19 protein-coding genes and 2 pseudogenes are annotated in these 18288 nt (G+C 35.0%); 12 read left to right on the top strand and 9 right to left on the bottom strand.

Features of this window, described 5'->3' with window-relative positions:
• Positions 1-241: 241 nt before the first annotated feature.
• From ACYSNU_RS18290 to ACYSNU_RS18305, 4 genes are all read right to left on the bottom strand, one after another.
• The gene (locus ACYSNU_RS18290; RefSeq protein WP_461738554.1) at positions 242-577 is read right to left on the bottom strand and encodes a hypothetical protein; all 336 of its coding nucleotides are present in this window, start codon (positions 575-577) and stop codon (positions 242-244) included.
• Positions 578-608: 31 nt separating this feature from the next.
• Positions 609-1211: a hypothetical protein gene (locus ACYSNU_RS18295; RefSeq protein WP_265460418.1), complete on the bottom strand. Its 603-nt coding sequence runs from the start codon at positions 1209-1211 to the stop codon at positions 609-611.
• 65 nt (positions 1212-1276) lie between these two features.
• Positions 1277-1810 carry a hypothetical protein gene (locus ACYSNU_RS18300; RefSeq protein WP_265460419.1) on the bottom strand — a complete coding sequence of 178 codons (534 nt, stop codon included), beginning with the start codon at positions 1808-1810 and terminating at the stop codon, positions 1277-1279.
• A gap of 134 nt (positions 1811-1944) precedes the next feature.
• A complete protein-coding gene (locus tag ACYSNU_RS18305) occupies positions 1945-3966 on the bottom strand; it encodes a hypothetical protein (protein ID WP_265460420.1) in 2022 nt (673 codons plus the stop codon).
• Between the two features lie 585 nt (positions 3967-4551).
• Between ACYSNU_RS18305 and ACYSNU_RS18310 the strand changes: the two genes are divergently transcribed.
• A complete protein-coding gene (locus ACYSNU_RS18310; protein ID WP_265460421.1) occupies positions 4552-5145 on the top strand; it encodes a TetR/AcrR family transcriptional regulator in 594 nt (197 codons plus the stop codon).
• Positions 5146-5937: 792 nt separating this feature from the next.
• Here the strand turns inward: ACYSNU_RS18310 and ACYSNU_RS18315 are convergent.
• Positions 5938-6204: a hypothetical protein gene (locus ACYSNU_RS18315; protein ID WP_265460422.1), complete on the bottom strand. Its 267-nt coding sequence runs from the start codon at positions 6202-6204 to the stop codon at positions 5938-5940.
• A gap of 165 nt (positions 6205-6369) precedes the next feature.
• Between ACYSNU_RS18315 and ACYSNU_RS18320 the strand changes: the two genes are divergently transcribed.
• From ACYSNU_RS18320 to ACYSNU_RS18355, 8 genes are all read left to right on the top strand, one after another.
• Entirely contained in the window at positions 6370-6639 is a 270-nt protein-coding gene (locus ACYSNU_RS18320; protein WP_265460423.1) for a type II toxin-antitoxin system Phd/YefM family antitoxin, read from the top strand.
• Positions 6632-6889: a Txe/YoeB family addiction module toxin gene (locus ACYSNU_RS18325; protein WP_265460424.1), complete on the top strand. Its 258-nt coding sequence runs from the start codon at positions 6632-6634 to the stop codon at positions 6887-6889. The genes ACYSNU_RS18320 and ACYSNU_RS18325 overlap by 8 nt, the downstream gene beginning before the upstream one ends.
• Positions 6890-7300: 411 nt before the next feature.
• Entirely contained in the window at positions 7301-7978 is a 678-nt protein-coding gene (gene deoC / locus ACYSNU_RS18330) for a deoxyribose-phosphate aldolase (protein WP_265460425.1), read from the top strand.
• Between the two features lie 41 nt (positions 7979-8019).
• Positions 8020-8466, top strand: a complete 447-nt coding sequence (locus tag ACYSNU_RS18335) for a PTS sugar transporter subunit IIA (protein ID WP_265460426.1) — start codon at positions 8020-8022, stop codon at positions 8464-8466.
• A gap of 15 nt (positions 8467-8481) precedes the next feature.
• Complete coding sequence (locus ACYSNU_RS18340) at positions 8482-9876, top strand: PTS fructose transporter subunit IIC (protein WP_265460427.1); 1395 nt, start codon at positions 8482-8484, stop codon at positions 9874-9876.
• A gap of 5 nt (positions 9877-9881) precedes the next feature.
• A complete protein-coding gene (locus ACYSNU_RS18345) occupies positions 9882-10904 on the top strand; it encodes a Gfo/Idh/MocA family oxidoreductase (RefSeq protein WP_265460428.1) in 1023 nt (340 codons plus the stop codon).
• Complete coding sequence (locus ACYSNU_RS18350; RefSeq protein WP_265460429.1) at positions 10905-11948, top strand: alcohol dehydrogenase catalytic domain-containing protein; 1044 nt, start codon at positions 10905-10907, stop codon at positions 11946-11948. It begins immediately after the preceding gene.
• 66 nt (positions 11949-12014) lie between these two features.
• A complete protein-coding gene (locus ACYSNU_RS18355) occupies positions 12015-12791 on the top strand; it encodes a DeoR/GlpR family DNA-binding transcription regulator (RefSeq protein ID WP_265460430.1) in 777 nt (258 codons plus the stop codon).
• Between the two features lie 644 nt (positions 12792-13435).
• Here the strand turns inward: ACYSNU_RS18355 and ACYSNU_RS18360 are convergent.
• A complete protein-coding gene (locus ACYSNU_RS18360) occupies positions 13436-13624 on the bottom strand; it encodes a hypothetical protein (protein ID WP_461738555.1) in 189 nt (62 codons plus the stop codon).
• Positions 13625-13701: 77 nt separating this feature from the next.
• Positions 13702-14829: pseudogene (locus ACYSNU_RS18365) on the bottom strand (IS3 family transposase).
• 252 nt (positions 14830-15081) lie between these two features.
• Between ACYSNU_RS18365 and ACYSNU_RS18370 the strand changes: the two are divergent.
• Positions 15082-15480, top strand: a complete 399-nt coding sequence (locus ACYSNU_RS18370) for a hypothetical protein (RefSeq protein ID WP_461738556.1) — start codon at positions 15082-15084, stop codon at positions 15478-15480.
• 116 nt (positions 15481-15596) lie between these two features.
• Positions 15597-15797: a hypothetical protein gene (locus ACYSNU_RS18375; protein ID WP_461738557.1), complete on the top strand. Its 201-nt coding sequence runs from the start codon at positions 15597-15599 to the stop codon at positions 15795-15797.
• Positions 15798-15909: 112 nt separating this feature from the next.
• On the opposite strand, the gene ACYSNU_RS18380 is transcribed toward ACYSNU_RS18375, so the two are convergent.
• Both ACYSNU_RS18380 and ACYSNU_RS18385 read right to left on the bottom strand, forming a co-directional pair.
• Positions 15910-16224: a hypothetical protein gene (locus tag ACYSNU_RS18380; RefSeq protein ID WP_461738558.1), complete on the bottom strand. Its 315-nt coding sequence runs from the start codon at positions 16222-16224 to the stop codon at positions 15910-15912.
• Entirely contained in the window at positions 16208-17197 is a 990-nt protein-coding gene (locus ACYSNU_RS18385) for an AAA family ATPase (RefSeq protein WP_461738559.1), read from the bottom strand. The genes ACYSNU_RS18380 and ACYSNU_RS18385 overlap by 17 nt, the downstream gene beginning before the upstream one ends.
• A 678-nt stretch (positions 17198-17875) precedes the next feature.
• On the opposite strand from ACYSNU_RS18385, the pseudogene ACYSNU_RS18390 reads away from it, so the two are divergent.
• Positions 17876-18288 (top strand): annotated as a pseudogene (locus ACYSNU_RS18390) (primase C-terminal domain-containing protein); the annotation flags it as partial.

Raw genomic sequence — 18288 nt, forward strand, 5'->3', positions numbered from 1 at the left:
TGATTGCGACCATTGGCATCATGTTTGGACATCATAGGCTTTCTCTCCTTAAATTCGTTTTCATAATTCTATTATAAAAGAAAAGACTGTAGACTTCATCCAGAAGTTGGACTTTGTCTACAGTCTGGGATCAAAAACATATCATGTTTTTGATCCTTACTTTTTTTACCTCTTTAAACACTTCTTATTAAGTGGAATATTGAGTATCACAAACTTATAGCTTTAGCAAATTATGATTAAATCAAGTGTGTTTACGTTCTCTATATAGAAAATATAGAGCAATTGCGAGTACACTAATTCCACAAATTAAGCAGATTAGAGAGGATAAGGAGTAGTCACCAAGTTGTGGTAATTTACTGCTTTTTTGATGGTCTGTAGAAACCTCATACGTTGTACTGCTAATTTGTTGGATCTCCTCTGAACTACTGGAGCTACTGGCGGTTTCAGTTGTTTCAGTTGGGGATAAGGTTCCAGCAATCGTTACAGTTCCTTCATTTGCACTTACATCTACCGGGAAAATTCCACTGACTATTGTAAGAAAGAGGAGGGTAAGTAAACCTAGCTTATATGTTTTCATAAAAAAATACTCCTCTGTAGAGTATAAATTTTTAGCTCCAGCTTTGAGCCGCGAAAGTTAATGTCATGGTGAACGTTGGCGCAATCTTGTCAGTAAGAGCTGAAGACAAAGTCCCGTCATATTTGAATGTTGCGGCATTATTTTTAACGGTGCTACTGTCTGTAGCTGCGGTATCCGTCTTTGCAACTTGACCAACGTTATTGGCTAACACTAAACTAGTGGCACCTGTCACTCCAGTAGTTCCAGCTGAAACTAAAGAAGCTGTTGAGGAAGCTCCGTTATCATTTCTAGTTAGATTAACAGCTAATGAAGAAATCGCAGATACATCCACTTCATTGGTTTTCGTAATTTTAGAGGCAATCACGCTCACCGGACGCCCAGAATTATTGGTAATAGCGTAGGTTGGAGACTCGATAGTCGTGCTTCCTGCAGTATTATAAAAGATGGTTGCTGTATCCAAGGTTACATTAATCCATTGATCAGACCCTTCATTGATAGGGGCCTCGGGATCGGTATTACTTTGACCTAATGTTCCGTTAATCTGCACATCACCAGTGTTAGTTCCGTTGTTAATGGTTGATTCGGCGGCATGTGCAGTTGTCCCACCTAATCCAAGTGTGGCAAGAGTGCCCATTCCTAAAAGTGTACCTAAAAGTTTTTTATTCATTATATGTGGTTCTCCTTTATATTGTTTTTTTATCAAGCAACTGTGAAGCTAACCGTTGCAGCAACTTGACCTTTTGCTTCTGAAGTTTCCGCATCGTACAATTTGAATAAGGCCGTCCCAGTATACGTACCTGCATCCAAATGAGTATCTAGCGTGGCATTTTTGACTTCATAACCAACGGCAATAGCTCCTGAGTTATAGACTACCCTGCCGTCATCTAAGGTGATTGTGACCGCAATCGGATAAGCATTAGTGGGTGGGTTTTGGATATAGAGATCACTTGAATCATCTTGACTGTCCACTTGAATTTCCGAACCGATAATCATTTGAAATTGGCTAGCATCAACTTCCGCTTGGGCGTAAGTCGCAATTTCATCATCGGTCATTGCGGCCGCATCTTTTCCGTCTGGTAAGAAGCTGCCGGCCACAACTGTCGCTGTTTTTTCCTCAGTGTTTGAGGAGAAATACCAGTAGAGTCCACCTCCGATGGCGGAAATTAGTAAAAGCAGCAGAGCTATGATTATCCATTTTTTTCTTTTGGTTGTTTTCTGATTTTTTTTCTTCACTTGTCTTTTCTCACTTTCTTAGCTGCCGATGACGACAGTCAATGTATATTGAATATCTGCAATTATTCCAGCCTTATCATGCTATCTGAAAAGGTTGGTGAGTATTCGTCTAAAAAGATTCAAAGTTGTCATCTTTAGTGACTGACATTGAAACTGAGTGTGTAAGTACTATTTCTGATGCCGTCTAATGGCCCTGAGTAGTCACCCACAAAGTAAAATGTTCCAACATTCGTGCTATTTTCTATATAAGAACTAAGCTCTATTGCAGAAGAAGTATTGACTGTTGTTAAATCCATTGACAGTATGTTCTCTGTCAATGGGGCAGATAACTTTAAATCCAGTGTGGTTTGATGAATAGAGTTATCAGCTAGTTCTGGAACAATACCAAATTCAGTCGTTAGCGTTTTAAATGCTGAAACACTGACAAAAACATTCGTATTGCTATGGTTAATGATGCTATAATGCTCGCTTGTGTAATCCCCCATCATAGAGGATGAAAAAGAAGCCTCAGTAGGAAATTCAACGAAAATTCCTACAGGTAAAGCATATTCGTTTTCTACCCACTTACTAGTCGAACTTGTCGTAAAATTACCTGCAGCAGTTGAGTATGAAAGGAGCCCCCTTAACTGAGTGTATATATAATAAGTTTGCGCTTTTAGGTCACTATATATACTTGTACCTGAATTTGTAACACTCTCATTGATTAAATCATTGGAAGTAGTGTTTGTTATAGCTGTTTGAGCAGTATTTGTAGTTAAATCCTCTGAAACTAAGGCATGATCAGCTATTTTCGAATTAACTTCTGATGTAGTAATCGAAGAATTAGTAGTAGTTAGACCGTTGATATTTAAATCACTTTGATCCATTGCGACAGTAGAATCAACGTCTACAGAAGTTACTGCAATAATAGGTTCGTATACCCAGGCTGTTTTACCTGCCGTGTTTGAAGAAGAAACAATCGAAGATCCAGCAACGTCATAGGTTACATAGTCGCTTGTCGTTGTAGCACCTGCAGAAAGCGTACTAGATTGGTAATTATTTGTATTGATAGAATCTTTTCTATTTATTGTCATAGAAGCGTTTGTAAATAAAGCATTTGGCGTAGCAGCATTGGTCGCAAATACAACTTTTTTTGGAGAAGTTGTATTAAGGGTTGTAGTTCCATTTAACCCCCAACTGGTAACACTGGTTTTTGTTGACTCAAAGTCTATTATTGAGTTGTTGCCTGCATTAATAGTTGTTGAGCTAGATGTATTCAACCCTCCTGCAGTAGTAGAACCACTTCCGTTTACTAGGTTATATGTGAATGAGGCACTATCATTTACATTTAATGTAAATGCATTTGATTTAGCTAAGGTAGTTTTTCCATTACTGACAATCAAATTTGCCCCATCATTCAGCGTAATATTTAGAGTTCCTGTATCTTGTTCACCAGAAAAAACTTCTGAAGTCCCACTCCCTGCGACACTAATAGTTGTGTTGCTGCCAGAATCAAAAATCAGATTCTCAAAGCCAGAGGAGAAATAAGCACCACTGGTTGTACTTGAACTTGTGAACGTATTGTTTCCCTGGAATGTAATGGTATTGTTATCTGCATAATAACTATTAAATGGCGTTCCATTAAATCCAGAAATATTGAATGTGACATTATTAACGACAACATTAAGATTCATACTTGTTCCTTGATTGGTATATGGATAAACTAATCCTCCATTCGTAAAATTTTTGTATGTTGAACTTCCTATGGATAGGTTTTTGAACGTAACGGTTAAATTAGAGTTCAGAATGCGGAGAGGTGAATCTGCAGAGTAAGCATTGGTCGTTCCTGTGTATCCAAACAATAAGCTATATTTAGATGTGCCTGATGAACCAGAGCCATCGATAATCGTATCTGTTGTATAGTACAAGGATTCAACAGTACTCGTCGTAGAAGTAGTCGCGGTACCACTAGAAAAACCATAAACAATATCACTGTTAAGTAGTATATATTTTTTTGTCGTCGTCCCTGCATTCATAGCTGCCTTGAATTGTGAATAGTTAGAAACTGTATATAAAGTATAGCCATCAGGAATTGTTGCAGCATTTGCTCTGTCAGGTTTCACAATAAAGAGCAATATTATTCCTACTATAATTAGCAATATTGAATTTTTCTTCATAATATTCTTTTTCCTCGATTCTCAATAAGAATATAGTCATCATAGTCGTTTTTTTTGAAAATTAGTATTTTTATGTTTTTTTATTCAGTCATCTTTCCTTTCGTTTCAACGAAGATATTGATAATAACAGGAATACTTGTCTAATTCAACTTTTTCAAACTATATATAAAACTAGAATCAGATAGAAGAACAAATAAAACCCATAAAAAATTATTAATATATCATTTTTTTTTTAAGTATATCTCATCAATAAACAAATTGTAGTATTCAGGTAATTAAACATCAAAATTGTGATTTTTTTTTTCTCTAAAAAAATTTTATTATCATAAATGATTTAAAGGAATTTTATGTTTTATTCTTGCAAATGAAAAATAGTTAACACCACTAACTAAAAAAAATTCAAATCACTAGAGTTTCAATGTGAATTGGTAGCGTAAAGAATTATGTGAACTAGTTCAAAGTTTAGTGGCTTCACATTTGAAAGATTTATTTTTTTTCAAGCTATTTTTCGTGTTATGAATATATTTGTTTGATTATTCGTGAAAATGTGATGTTCTATATTCATGTAATTGGAAGGTGACAACAGTGACTAGAGGTTTTACTGAAGAAGATATTGCTAATATTAAAAACAACTTACAAGTAGCTTGTGAAGAAAGTTGGCGAGTGAGAGGTTATAAAAAAACTAATATTCCTTTACTCACCAAAGCAGTTGGAATTTCATCGGGAGCTTTTTATCTCGTGTACAAAAGAAAAGAAGACTTGTTTATAGATGTTTTAGGAAATGTTCAAAATAATTTATTGGATATTTGGTCACAAAATTTAGATGAATCGGATAAAAAAATTGATGGTTTCAAACAAGGATTGAAATTTCTATTTAAAGAATATCAAGCTTATCCAGCTCTTTATGATTTAAATAGCTCTGAGTACGACTTATTTTTAGCGAAACTGCCTGAAGAACAAATTGAGCACCTAAAAATGAAAAGTTCGGAAATTTTTAGAACAGTTATTACACGCTCAAAGTTAACCTTATTATTACCTGAAGACGACGTCATAAACATCATTCATTCTATTCTTTTCTTGTCCTTAGTGGACAGCGATACACTTAAGGGTACAGAAAAAACCTTTAATTTTTTACTAGATAATACTTTAACAAAATTGTTTAAGGAGACAAAAAAATGAGAATCATAAACATGTTTAACTCAATGATGAACTGATTTGAACCTTTTTTAGGTAACGTAATAGTAATTATGGCAATCATTGCTTTTCTGGTTATTGCCATTGGGATTTTCTTTATGATAAAAAAGAACGTTATGGTAAATATTTGAGTCTAGTTGGCTGTTTATTACTAATAAACCCATTGATTCATTTATTCCTACATTAGGAGAAAAAATATGATAAAAGAGTTGAATCAAAAACTAAATAAACTAAAGTATTGATTGGAATATGGAAGTTCCAATACCAAGTAAAAGAGCTTTGGAAATTAATGAAAAGGCCCATATCATTATATCTGGTACATGCGTGTCTATAGGGGTGTTAACAACTTCAAAATGGCTAATCGGAATTGGAATATTAAGTGGCATAAGTGCAACTTTTACACATGCAGGAAAGAAAAGTTATGAATAGAGTACCCAGTTTCGAAAAGTAAGAAGAAATAAAACTTAAATTCAAGTTTCTAGGAAGGTTCAAAAAAAGCTTAAAACTGATTAACCCTTGATGAGTGTTCTAATTACATGAATTTAGTGAACGCGGCTGTATAAGGGAAGCCATCTCGATGAGTTGGCTTTTAGAATGAAACTGGCCCCGGAATGATGTCTTTTAGGATTGAAAGAAAAACTTAAGTCAATTAACGACGGAATTAATCTACTTGATATAACTTAACTTATGTAAAGTAAAAGCCAGTTCACAAGATGAACCGGCTTCTTTTGATAATCGACATTATGTGAACTTACGCGTTAAATAATAGAGTTGTTACTAAGAAAAGAAAATTAACGCAATCAATAATATCGACAAGAATCCAATAAAAAATGGAGTAACGTATTTACAAACAACTTCTCTAAATTTATTCCCTACAGATTTTTCTAAATTAAATTTTGGATTACTAGCATCTTGCACAAATTCTTGAGGTGTCCTAGCAAAGAAAAGGCCATGTGTAATTTTTGTTAAACCTGCTAAAAACAATAAAAACCCTGTTGCAGCCATACCAGCATAAGCAATGTTTTTTACAGTTTCAATATCCAAATGAATCACTCCCTTAATTTAAACTCATCCTTATTATATCAAAGTTTCAATAAAACTTTTTTTCTTAACTTAGGATAAGGAGGTTTATGCAAAGTACATCTACGACCTTCCATTATCGTACGAAATGTTGTACAATATTTTATATAAGAAATGGAGGGTTTCAGAATGGAAGCTATTGCTTATTCTAATTTTAGGCAAAATTTGAGAAGTTATATGAAGCAAGTGAATGAAGATGCTGATGTGTTGATTGTCACAACAAAAGATATTGAAGATACTGTTGTTGTTCTATCAAAAAGAGACTATGATTCTATGCAAGAAACTCTACGAATTTTATCAAACAACTACATTATGGATAAGATTCATAGAGGGGACAAGCAATTTGAGGAAGGCAGTTTTAGTACTCATAATTTACTTGAGGTAGACATAGATGATTAAAGCTTGGTCAGATGATGCTTGGAATGACTATATTTATTGGTATGAGCAAGGGAATAAGACCAATATAAAAAAAATCAACAAATTAATTAAAGATATTGATCGCAATCCTTTTTCAGGAATAGGCAAGCCCGAGCCACTAAAACACGATTTGTCAGGGAAATGGTCGAGAAGAATTACAGACGAACATCGTTTGATTTACGCTGTCAAAAACGAAACAATTTATTTCTATTCTGTTAAAGATCACTATTAAAAAAAAACCCTCAAATATTTGAGGGTTTTTTACTTTTTATAATCGACTTTATGTCCGCCCATAGGTTAAAAATAGATTTGTTATTAAGAGAAAGAAATTAGCGCAATTAATGAAATAAACAGGATTCCAATAAAAAATAGAGTATAAGTAATGTAATTTGTAGTTTTGATATCCAAACAAACTACTATCTTAATTTAAACTCACCTTTCTTAAATCAAATTTTAATATCTAAGTATTGATGCCCTCTTTTTTAACTTGAGAGAAGGAGAATTACGTATATTAACCTTTTGAGTATAAAATTTTATTTATTGAAATATAATTCCTTATTTTCATATATTGACAATATGAAAATTTATGATAACATTTAAACGTAAATGAAAATTAATAGAATTAAGAAATAGGAGGAATATTATGATCAAACTAGAAGAATTAGCAAATATGGTGGATCACACTTTGTTAAAAGCAGATGCGACAAAAGAAGATTTTAAACAGTTATGTAAAGAAGCAAATGACTATGATTTTAAAATGGTTGCTATCAATTCTTATCCTGTAGCAATGTGCAAAGAACTTTTAAAGGACAGCGAAGTTCACGTGGGTGCGGCAATAGGGTTCCCTCTTGGACAAACAACAATTGAAACGAAGGTTTTTGAAGTAAAGGATGCCATTGAAAAGGGCGCAGACGAAATTGACTACGTGATTAATATTGGCAAACTAAAAGAAGGGGACTCTAGCTATATAAAAGCTGAAATGAAAGCGATTGTAGAAGCCTCCAGAGAGGGCGGAATTCTGAGTAAGGTTATCTTAGAGAATTGCTATTTGACAGACGAGGAAAAAATTACCGTTTGCGAAATTGCCAAGGAAATCAAGCCTGACTTTGTGAAAACTTCAACTGGTTTTGGAACAGGTGGAGCAACAATCAAAGATGTTAAATTAATGAAAAAAGTGGTAGGAAATGAAGTAAAAGTGAAAGCTGCTGGCGGAATTAGAGATTTAGATACAGCATTAGAAATGGTTGAAGCTGGAGCTGAACGCTTGGGAACGAGTTCTGGAATAAAGATTGTAGAAGAATATAAAAATCGCTTCAAATAAAATTTAGGCTGAATAGAATATCAGAGATTAGGAGCAAAATCATGTCAGAAATTCGCACAATATTGAAACCAGCATTTATAAATTTTGAATTAACTTCACAAGATAAAGAAGCAGCCATTAGAGAGCTGGCAAACACCTTTGTGACAGAAGGTGTTGTAAAAAATGAGAGCGTTTACCTTAAGGCTGTTATGCAAAGAGAAGCAGAAAGCACTACGGGAATCGGCTTTGGGGTCGCCATTCCTCACGGAAAAAGTCTAGCGGTAACGAAACCGTCACTGGCTTTTGGTAGAAGCCTACCAGGAATTTCTTATGACTCAATGGATGGCAAGCCAGTCCATTTAATCTTTTTAATTGCGGTTCCCAAAGCTTCAAATGATGAACACTTAAGGATTTTAAGTAAGCTATCACGAAAATTAATGCATGAGGATATTCGCCAAAAATTGCTGACTGCTACTGACGCTGAAGAAATTTACCAAATTTTCGAATAAGAAAGGGTAGAAATTATGAAAATAGTTAGTATTACATCCTGCTCTACAGGGATTGCACATACCTATATGGCGGCTGAAAGCTTAGAGATTGCTGCGAAAAATCGTGATATCGAGATTAAGGTCGAAACACAAGGCTCAATTGGTGCTGAGAATGTCCTGTCAGAAGCAGAAATTGCTCAAGCAGATGCAGTGATTATTGCTGCCAGTACCACGGTAAATAAGGATCGCTTTGTTGGGAAGCATCTATTAGAAGTTGATGTTAATGAAGCGATTGATCATCCAGATGATTTATTTGATCGCGCTCCTAATGCTCCTATCTATGAAAGCTCTTCAGTTGCCAAATCTGAGGGGAAATCTGAAAAAAGTGGTATTTATAGTCACTTAATGACAGGTGTTTCTTATATGATTCCCTTTGTTGTTGCTGGGGGAATTTGTATCGCCTTAGCTTTTGCTTTTGGTGGGATTAATTCAGAAGGAGAACTAGCTTCATCAATTAATGAGCTGGGTGGAATCGCAATGGGCTTAATGTGGCCAATCTTGGGAGGCTATGTGGCCTTCTCAGTTGCGGATCGTCCAGGTTTAGTTCCAGGGATGGTTGCTGGGATGGTTGCTTCCAATATGAATGCTGGATTCTTGGGAGCTTTATTAGGTGGTTTCCTCGCAGGTTATACCGTTCTTGGCTTAAAGAAGGTCTTAAAATTACCTTCAGCTTTTTCGGGGTTGTTACCTGTATTAATTTTACCAGTAATTTCCGTTCTATTTGTTGGGTTAATCATGAAATTTGTTGTCGGTATTCCGATTACTGCTTTAAATGAAGGAATCACCACTTGGCTAAACGGCTTATCCGGTATGAATTCAGTGTTACTAGGCTTGCTATTGGGAGGCATGATGGCTATTGACTTAGCAGGTCCTATTGGTAAAGCAGCCTACTTCTTTGGTGTTGCCTCTTTAACGAATTTAGCCACTGGTGAAACGAGTACTATCATGGCGGCAGTTATGATTTCTGGTATGGTACCACCTTTAGCAATGGCCTTGTCTTCAACTGTTTTAGGAAAAAATCTTTACACGAAGGAAGAACGTGAAGCTGGAAAATCTGCTTGGGTCTTAGGGCTATCCTTTATCTCAGAAGGGGCTATTCCCTTTGCTGCGGCTGATCCAATTCGTGTTTTAGCTTCCGTTACAATTGGTTCGGCAATTACAGGAGGATTATCCATGATTTTCAATTGTGGTATCGCAGTTCCCCATGGGGGATTCTTTATCTTCTTAATTCCGGGAGCGGTGAACAATGTATTAATGTATGTTCTAGCTCTACTAGTCGGAACAGCAATTAGTGGATTTTTAGTGACGGCAGTTAAGATGTATGCCCGTAGAAATCAGGCTACGAGTAATCAACGAATCGAGGAGGAATAGTTAACATGTCAGAAGTAATCAATATTTGCCTGATTGGTACAGGTAGAGCTGGGATGATTCATGGTAAAAATTTTGCTCGTCGAGTTGAAAATGCGAAATTAATTGCCCTTTGTGACCCTTCAAAGGAGAGCTTAGAGCTTGCTCAAAAAGAAGTTGACTGTGAATATATTTATACGGATTACCAAGAGGCCTTAAAAAATAAAAAAATCGATGCTGTCGTTATCGTGACACCAACTGTTTATCATAAAGAGATCGCAATCGCGGCAGCAAAAGCTAAAAAGCATATTCTCTGTGAGAAACCATTAGCTATAAATGAAACAGAGTGTATCGAAATGATTCGAGTTGCTGAAGAAAATCAAGTAAAGCTCCAAGTTGGCTTTATGCGCCGTTTTGATGCCAGCTTTCAGGAAGCCAAGAAGGTCGTCGAATCAGGAGTTATTGGGGATGTCGTTTTAGTTAAATCCCTAACCCATGGTCCTAGCGAACCAAAGCCTTGGATGTTTGATATTAGTAAAAGTAATGGACCGATTGGGGAAGTCAATAGTCATGATTTAGATACCCTGCGTTGGCTAACAGGTAGTGAAGTAAGTAGCATTTATGCCATTGGAGGGAATTATCGCTCTCCAGAGGTCAAAGCTGATTTTCCCGATTATTATGATACGGTTGCTATGAATTTACGTTTTTCAGATGGAAAAATTGGTCAGATTGATGGCGCACAATATGTTCAATATGGCTATGATGCTCGAACAGAAATATTGGGAACGCGAGGGAGTATCCTAGTTGGTGATCAGGGGAAACACAATATTATTGTGGCTACCAGTGATCAAAAATTGACACAGCCAACAATGCATAGCTGGATGTATCTATTTAGAGAAGCTTATGTCACTGAAGACCAAGCATTTGTAGATTGTATATTAAAGGATACCAAACCCTTATGTACAGGTAATGATGGCTTAATGGCTGTCCGTCTAGTCAATGCCGGACTAACCTCATTGCTGGAAAATCGAATTGTAGAGGTGGAAAATTAAATGAAAGTAATCCAGTTATTAGGAAAAGAGAATATTCAATTAAAAGAGCTAGAAAAACCGCAAATAACTAAGGAAGAAGTGTTGATTAAAGTTAAGTCAGCTTCCATTTGTGGCACGGATGTCCGCATGTATAAGAATGGCTATCCTACAGCTACAGAAGAAACACCTTTAACTTTAGGGCACGAAATTTCAGGAGATATTGTCGAAGTAGGCTCTGCAGTGGACTTTTATGAAGCAGGCATGCGTGTAGCTGTTGCTCCGAACATGGGCTGTGGCATCTGTGACCAATGTGTTAGTGGAAATACGCATCTATGTGAAAAATATGAAGCCTTTGGGATTAATCTTCCCGGAGGATTCGCGGAGTATTTAGTCATACCAGAAAAGGCAGTCAGACAAGGAAACATTTCCTTAATTCCCGATGAATTATCCTATGAAGAAGCTGCCTTAATTGAGCCCTTTAGCTGTGTATTTAACGGCCAAGAAATTGCTGGAAATTTTCCTGGAGATAATGTTTTAATCATCGGATCAGGACCAATTGGCATTATGCATGCCATGTTAGCGAAAGCCAGAGGTGCCGGAAAAATTATGATGAATGATCTTTCTGAAGCACGCTTAGAGGAGGCTAAAAAAATGATTCCTGATTTAGTCACTCTAACCTCAGAGGATTTACAAAGTAAAATATTCTTTGAAACCAACAACAAAGGTGTCGATTTGTGTATCATTGCTGCGCCAGCCCCCAAAGCGCAAGAAGCAAGCTTCAACTATATGGCCATCAATGGACGCTGTTTATATTTTGGGGGATTACCAAAAGAAAAACAAGAGGTTAAATTAAACACAAATATTCTTCATTACAAGCAACTAAGAGTCTTTGGCTGTACACGAGCAAGCCTGATTGGCTACCGCACGTCAGCTCAATTAGTTGCTAGTGGGCGAATTCCATTAGCTGAGTTAATCACAAAACGCTACCCAATAGAAGAGTTCCAGATAGCATTAAACAATGCCAAAAATGCAATTGGTTTGAAAAATGTGATTGTTTTTGATTGATAGATCAGAGTAATTGCTTTCATTTTTAGTTTCTTTTATACTGAAACTGACTGAAAGGGGATAATTATGGATGAACATTTATATGCAGAAGAAAGAAAAAAATCAATTGTTAATTTAGTGAAGGAAAAAAAAAGGGTTCAAGTTGCCGAATTAGCTGAAATATTCAATGTTACTGGCTCAACTATTCGAGCTGATTTACGGGAATTAGAAAATGAAGGTTTGGTTACAAGAACTCATGGTGGTGTAATCCAGCGAGATTTCAAAAGAAGTATAGAAATTATCCCTACTAGTCGAAAATTTACGATTGAAAAATATCGAATAGCCGAAGAAACAGTTAATTTAATTGAAGAAAATGATATAATCGCAATAGACACTGGGACTTCTTGTAAGGCCTTTGCTGAAAAATTAATCAATAGCTCCTTAGCAAATCTAACTATTTTAACCTATGACCTAGAGATTGCTTTACTTTTAAGTGAGAAAACGAGCTTCCAAGTCCATATTATTGGTGGTATTATCCGAAATGGCTATCCCTATGTATCTGGTAGTTCGGTTTCTCGTGAGCTTAATGATTTTTCTGTGGATAAGGTCATTGTAGGAACAACCTCATTTGATATCAATTACGGCTATTCAACGCCTAATTACGAAACAGCAGAAATGAAAAAATGCATAATGCAGACTGGCCGCATAAAAATTGCTCTGTGTGAGTCAAGCAAAATTAATCAACGTAGCTTCAAAGAATTTGCGAGACCAAAAGCATTTAACTACCTGGTTACTGATTCTAACCTTACAAAAGAACAACAAACAGAAATTGAAAAATTGGACATAACTCTAATCATTGTCTGATTGGAAATGGGGTAGCTTAAATAATTGGTACGCTCAATCAGAAATTGTTCACATATTGCGTTCTTTTATGGGCTAATTCTTTAACCAATGCATAATTTGCCAAAAAAACCGTACTCTTTAATTTTGAGCGTACGGCTTTTTTAGTTTACCGTATTGTCAAATTGATTGCAGCATTCTTTCCTGATTTTTTTGATGAATACTGGATTCGGGGAATTTTTTTTGTTCAAATTAAAATTATTGAAGGGCTAATCATTCTTCTTTTTGAGGAGTAATCCACTAATAACGGAAATAGTCTACTTGATATAACGTAACTTATGTAAAGTAAAAGCCAGTTCACAAAATGAACTGGCTTCTTTTGATAATTAGAGTTAGGTATATTAACATAATTGATGTCTATAAGAATCAAGGAAAACTTTTCGGCGATACAATATCAGTCGAAAAGTCCTTTTCAGTTTGGAAACTTTAAGACTTCTGGTCAGAGGAAAATAGCTGTCTGGAGAACAATAAATAATTCCCTTTAGAAAACTAATCTAGAACAGTTGTCGAGGAGTCTTTCAGGGAGAGATATTGTAATCAATAGTACAATCCAACATGGACAAATAAACGAGTCAGAATTCCGTTAGCACGGGATTCTGACTCGTTTTCTAGTCGTTGAAATTTTCAAAGTAGGTATCAATTTTCTTCATTTCATCTTCATCATATTTTGCATATTTTCCAACTTCATGAAGAATATGCTTAATTTCATGTTTTTTATCTTTATCTTCATTCAATGCATCTAATTTATCTAATTCTGTATCTAATTTTACTACCGTGTCTGCAATGTTAGCTAACACCTCTCTTCTTTTTTTTCATAATCCGTTGTACTAAGTGGATTTGAGTCAATATCTTAGACAAATTTTAGTAGAGACGTTTATGCCATTTTTTCTTTTTCCGACTCTTCAAACTCCTGTGGGGTTAGATAGTGAATCGAGCTATGGATTCGATTTCGGTTATAAAATCCTTCAATGTAACTAAATAGTTCTCGATTTGCTTCTTCAAAATCTGAGTAGCTAGTCGTGTAGACTTCTTCCTTTTTCAATGAGGCCTGGAAAGATTCGATTCCAGCATTGTCATAAGGTGTCCCCTTTCTACTATAAGAATGCCTTAGTTTGTTGGTTTCAAGCCATTGTTCCACTTCTCTGGCTGTGTATTGGCTGCCCAAATCAGTGTGTAGAATCATTCCTTCTGGAATGTGATAATGCATTTTTTCTTTGTTAAGCGTTTGAATGATACAATCCACAGTCATTCGTTTTGAAAATGTATAGCTAATAATCTTTTTCGTGTGTAAATCGATGATTGAAGATAAGTAACACCAACCATTTTTCTTAATAGGAATGTAAATAATGTCAGCTACCCATTTCTCACAGATAGTCTTAATAGAAAAGTCCTGATTTAAGAGGTTCTCTTTTAAATTATCGGTTTATTAGACCTTTGAGGTCTATATTTTTTAACTACAATCGACCTTAAATTTAATTGTTTCTTTAGCTTTTGGACATGTTTAAGAGATACTGAAATACCTTCTTTTAATAAAACTTGATAAATCTTTGTGGCACCATAGCGTTGTTTATTCGTAAAAAAAATTGTTGAAATTTTCTTTTTCAACTTATTATTTCTGATTTCTGTAACTGTCAATGGTTTGTTCTTATAAAAATAATAGACACTTCTAGGGATTACTAATAACCGACACAATAAAGAAACAGTGTAATTCTTACCCCATTTTCCAATAAATTGAACAAGCGAATTTAGGTTTTCCGAGAGAATATGGCTGCGGCTTTTTTTTTAAGATTTCAAGTTCCTCTTTCAAACGATCATTTTCTTTTTTCAGTTCAGCCACTTCTTTTCCAGTCAGTCCCGTGGACTGATTAGGTAAATATAAATTCTTCCATTTGTAAATCGTTGCTTCAGATAAGCCATATTCTTTCGCCAACTTTCGAACAGAACGTCCAGTTTGATTCAGTTCAACAATCATCTGTTTAAAATTTTCTTCATATCGGGTCATAAAAATTCATCCTCTCGTAGATAAGTTTAATTTATTCTTGTCTCTACGAAAAGCTGTCTAAGATTTGGTACTAACACCAGTGCAAATTAATGAACGAAATGAAGCGAACCATTTTCAAGAGGATGTTATTGGCAAGATAATTGGTTACGATGACTTGAATATTTTTATTGGAAAGACCCCTATTCTATCTGGACAAATCAGGCACATTGAAATCTTTAAAGGATAAGAAATATTACTGAAGGAGGAATTTTTATGGGAAAGTTAGATTTTTTAAAAATGGTTGAGGAATTATCACTTGATAAAACTGGTAATACATTGAGCGGTCACTCTCAACATGTCTGTTTGGATGATTATTGGCTAGAGGAAGATGAAAAATTTCAGTTCATAAATTTTTTACAATTACGATACCCTGGTTATACGTTTGAAATTGTGTGGGTCATGGGTGGCTTTGGAATTGACCTAATCGTTACTGACAGTGAGAAGAAAGCAGCTTACGATTCTATACCTAAAACAAAAACATTCAGACAAGCTATGCAAGAAGCACAAGAGACTCAAGGAATGTTCATTCATCTTTTTCTACTAGCAGTCTGGATGGAAAAATTACGGACAAAGAATATCAATCACTTTTTAATGCCCATAAAAAATAGCTGAAGTAATGCACAATAGTTTTGATAAATGAAGCTTTCATGTTATGTCATGTGGCAATGACTATTTAACAATACTCAAATATGTACCTGTTTTACCAACTGAAATCTGGAGGTGATTCTGTGTCTTTAACTACCGATGTTTATGAAATGATAAAAAGAAACAGCTCAATTGAGGTTATAAATCTGAAAACCGGAGAAAACGAAATAGCATATGACAAGAAAACTTTTGAAGTCTTGCTGGCATTTGAAGGTATCTCTTTAGGTGAATTTTTTAATTTTGATTGTAACGGAATTAAAAAGAAAAATAGAAATTTCTCCTAGATTATAAAACTAATTTATCGGTATTTTTAACAGAATTACCACTAAAACAAGGTTATTCAACATTTTGTATAAAAGAGAAAAAGAGAAAAGGAGAAATGTCACCTTTTCCCTTTTATCCAATGTACTTGTTGCTTTGAATGTTCGCAATAATTCTTTGAGCTCTCTCATCATAATTATTCTTGTAGTAAAATTCGGCCATGTTCCTTAAAGTTTCATATTCTCTTGTTCCATCAAAATCACTAAAAATTTCTATCAGACTTTTTATGTCAGGATCAACTTTAATAGTTTTTCTTTTTTGAGAATCACTTTTTTTTGTTGTGTTGAAAGCTATTGTCGGTTCTTCTTGTTTTTCCTCATTTATTCTGGAAGTATTTGCAACTTGGGCAACAGTAGGACGTTCCTTTTTTTGTCTATTGGTTAATGGCATGCTGCTCACTCCTAACTTCGTATGTTGACAAATCCAATTCTCTTGCAAGTTTGGTAAATTTGTTACCATTTAAGAATTTAGGCTGGTATTGGTAGTCCTCGGGGATATCGCCTTGAGTTTCAAAAAGTGCGATTCGTTCTTCAATTTCACAGAATATGTCAGCAAACAGCGCAAAAACCTTTCTGTCATGGTGGTCAATGACGGTAATACCGTATTCTGGGTAATCTTCCAACCGTTTTGAGTTACCAACTATAGCGTTAAACGTGAAGTTGTCACCAAATGCTTCTCTTGTATTATCAATGATTGTTTGATGAAGTTCCCTTTTTGGTTGTAGTAGGAATGGTAACAGTCCAAGGACTTCTCCTTTAAAATCGTCTCCGAAATCATCAATTAGTGTTTGAAAGTATTCATTGATGATGTCAAGGGAACCTTCAAATGAATAGGTTTTTGTTTCTTGTGTAATCACGAAGTAATCTGCACAAACCATAGCATTATCAACTTTGATATCTGTACTAGGCCCAACATCAATCCAGATATAATCGTAATTATCTTTAATTTTATCGAGGAGCTTCGTAAAGTGAAACGTCCTATCTTTTTTGTAGTTTGGGTTGCCCTCTTTTGGGTATAAGTCTTCTAAATGGTCTCCAAGCTCGGCCATGTCTCTTCCGCCTGCTATCATGTGTAAATTATCAGTTAACTTGACTATTCCTGATTGTAAGTCTTCGTCTAAGATACATTGATATATTGTTTTGGGAAAGTTTGTATCGAAAGTTTTTCCCATCAAACTAGTTTCGTTTGCCTGAATGTCCCAATCAATAAGCAAAACTTTTTTATTAAACATTGCATTTGGTAAAGTAGCTACCATAGACTCACCAGCTGTAGACGTTGTCTTTCCAACTCCACCTTTTTGATTAGCATTGATGATTGTCCGACATTTCTTAGTCAATTGAAGAACCAATTTCTGATAATCCATAATAGGCCTCTTTTCTGTAAAATGTATTTTATCTCCTAAAAACATTATACAACATTAATTATTGAATTACCATCAATAAATGTATTTAGGAGAAATTTTCCCTTTTTTAAGGTGTAAGTTTAAAGAACGAAAAAAAGAGAAAAGTCCCCTTTTCTCCTTTTCTCTTTGTAAACTTTAAAAGAGAAAAATCTCTTTTTCTCTTTTTCTCCTAAATGTAATATACTAGTAAATTAGTGTTTTAATTCAATTAAAGAGAAAAATCTCTTTTTCCCTTTTTCTCCTTTTCTCTTTTTGCTGATTAAATTTTGATTGTTTCATTTTAGGAGAAAAGTCTCCTTTTCTCTTTTTCTCCTAAAATATTTTTTCAATTATGCTGTTTACAAAGTGCTGGACAAATGTTTACAATTACAGAGAATAAAAAAAGACAAACACTTTTATGAGCACCAACTCATAAATTGTGTTTGTTACGGAACAGATGTCTTTTCTTTTTTAGGGTTTAAAATACAAACCTAACCACTCGTATTTTATCAAATCTTGAAAAAAAATTCAATACGAAAAGGCTTATTTGAGTGCGAGTTCATTGAGATTTGGCATGATTTTAAGCTTTTTTTAAAGTTGAGGACACTGTGTTATTTGGTGTCCTCTTTTTTGTACTCAAAATCGAAAGGTGGTGTTCCTATGCAAATCCAAGAAGTCTATTCATTGTTCTTAAAACAAGGCATTCGTCAGTATAAATTCAAAAACAGCAAGATCAAACCGATTGACTACAAATCGGATGGAAAAAAAGGTGCTATATTCGGTTTCCGGTCAAAAGAGAAAATGGCCGCCGGCCGTGGAGTTGTCTTGACTTCAGAAGAAGCCATTTTAGATAACTTGGATGGTTTTACGCATTGGACACCGAACGTCTATAGTTTTGGGACCTATGCTGACAAAGAAAAAAGCATTGTCAAAGGCCATGCTGAAAACAATTTGAAACAAATCAACACGTTTTTAATCGACATCGATGTACCTGAAGGGGACACTCTCTCTGAAAGACAAATCATTGATTGCTGCATCAACTCAGATTTTGGTTTCTTACCAACGATGATTTT

The sequence above is a fragment of the Enterococcus sp. LJL120 genome (assembly GCF_054871765.1).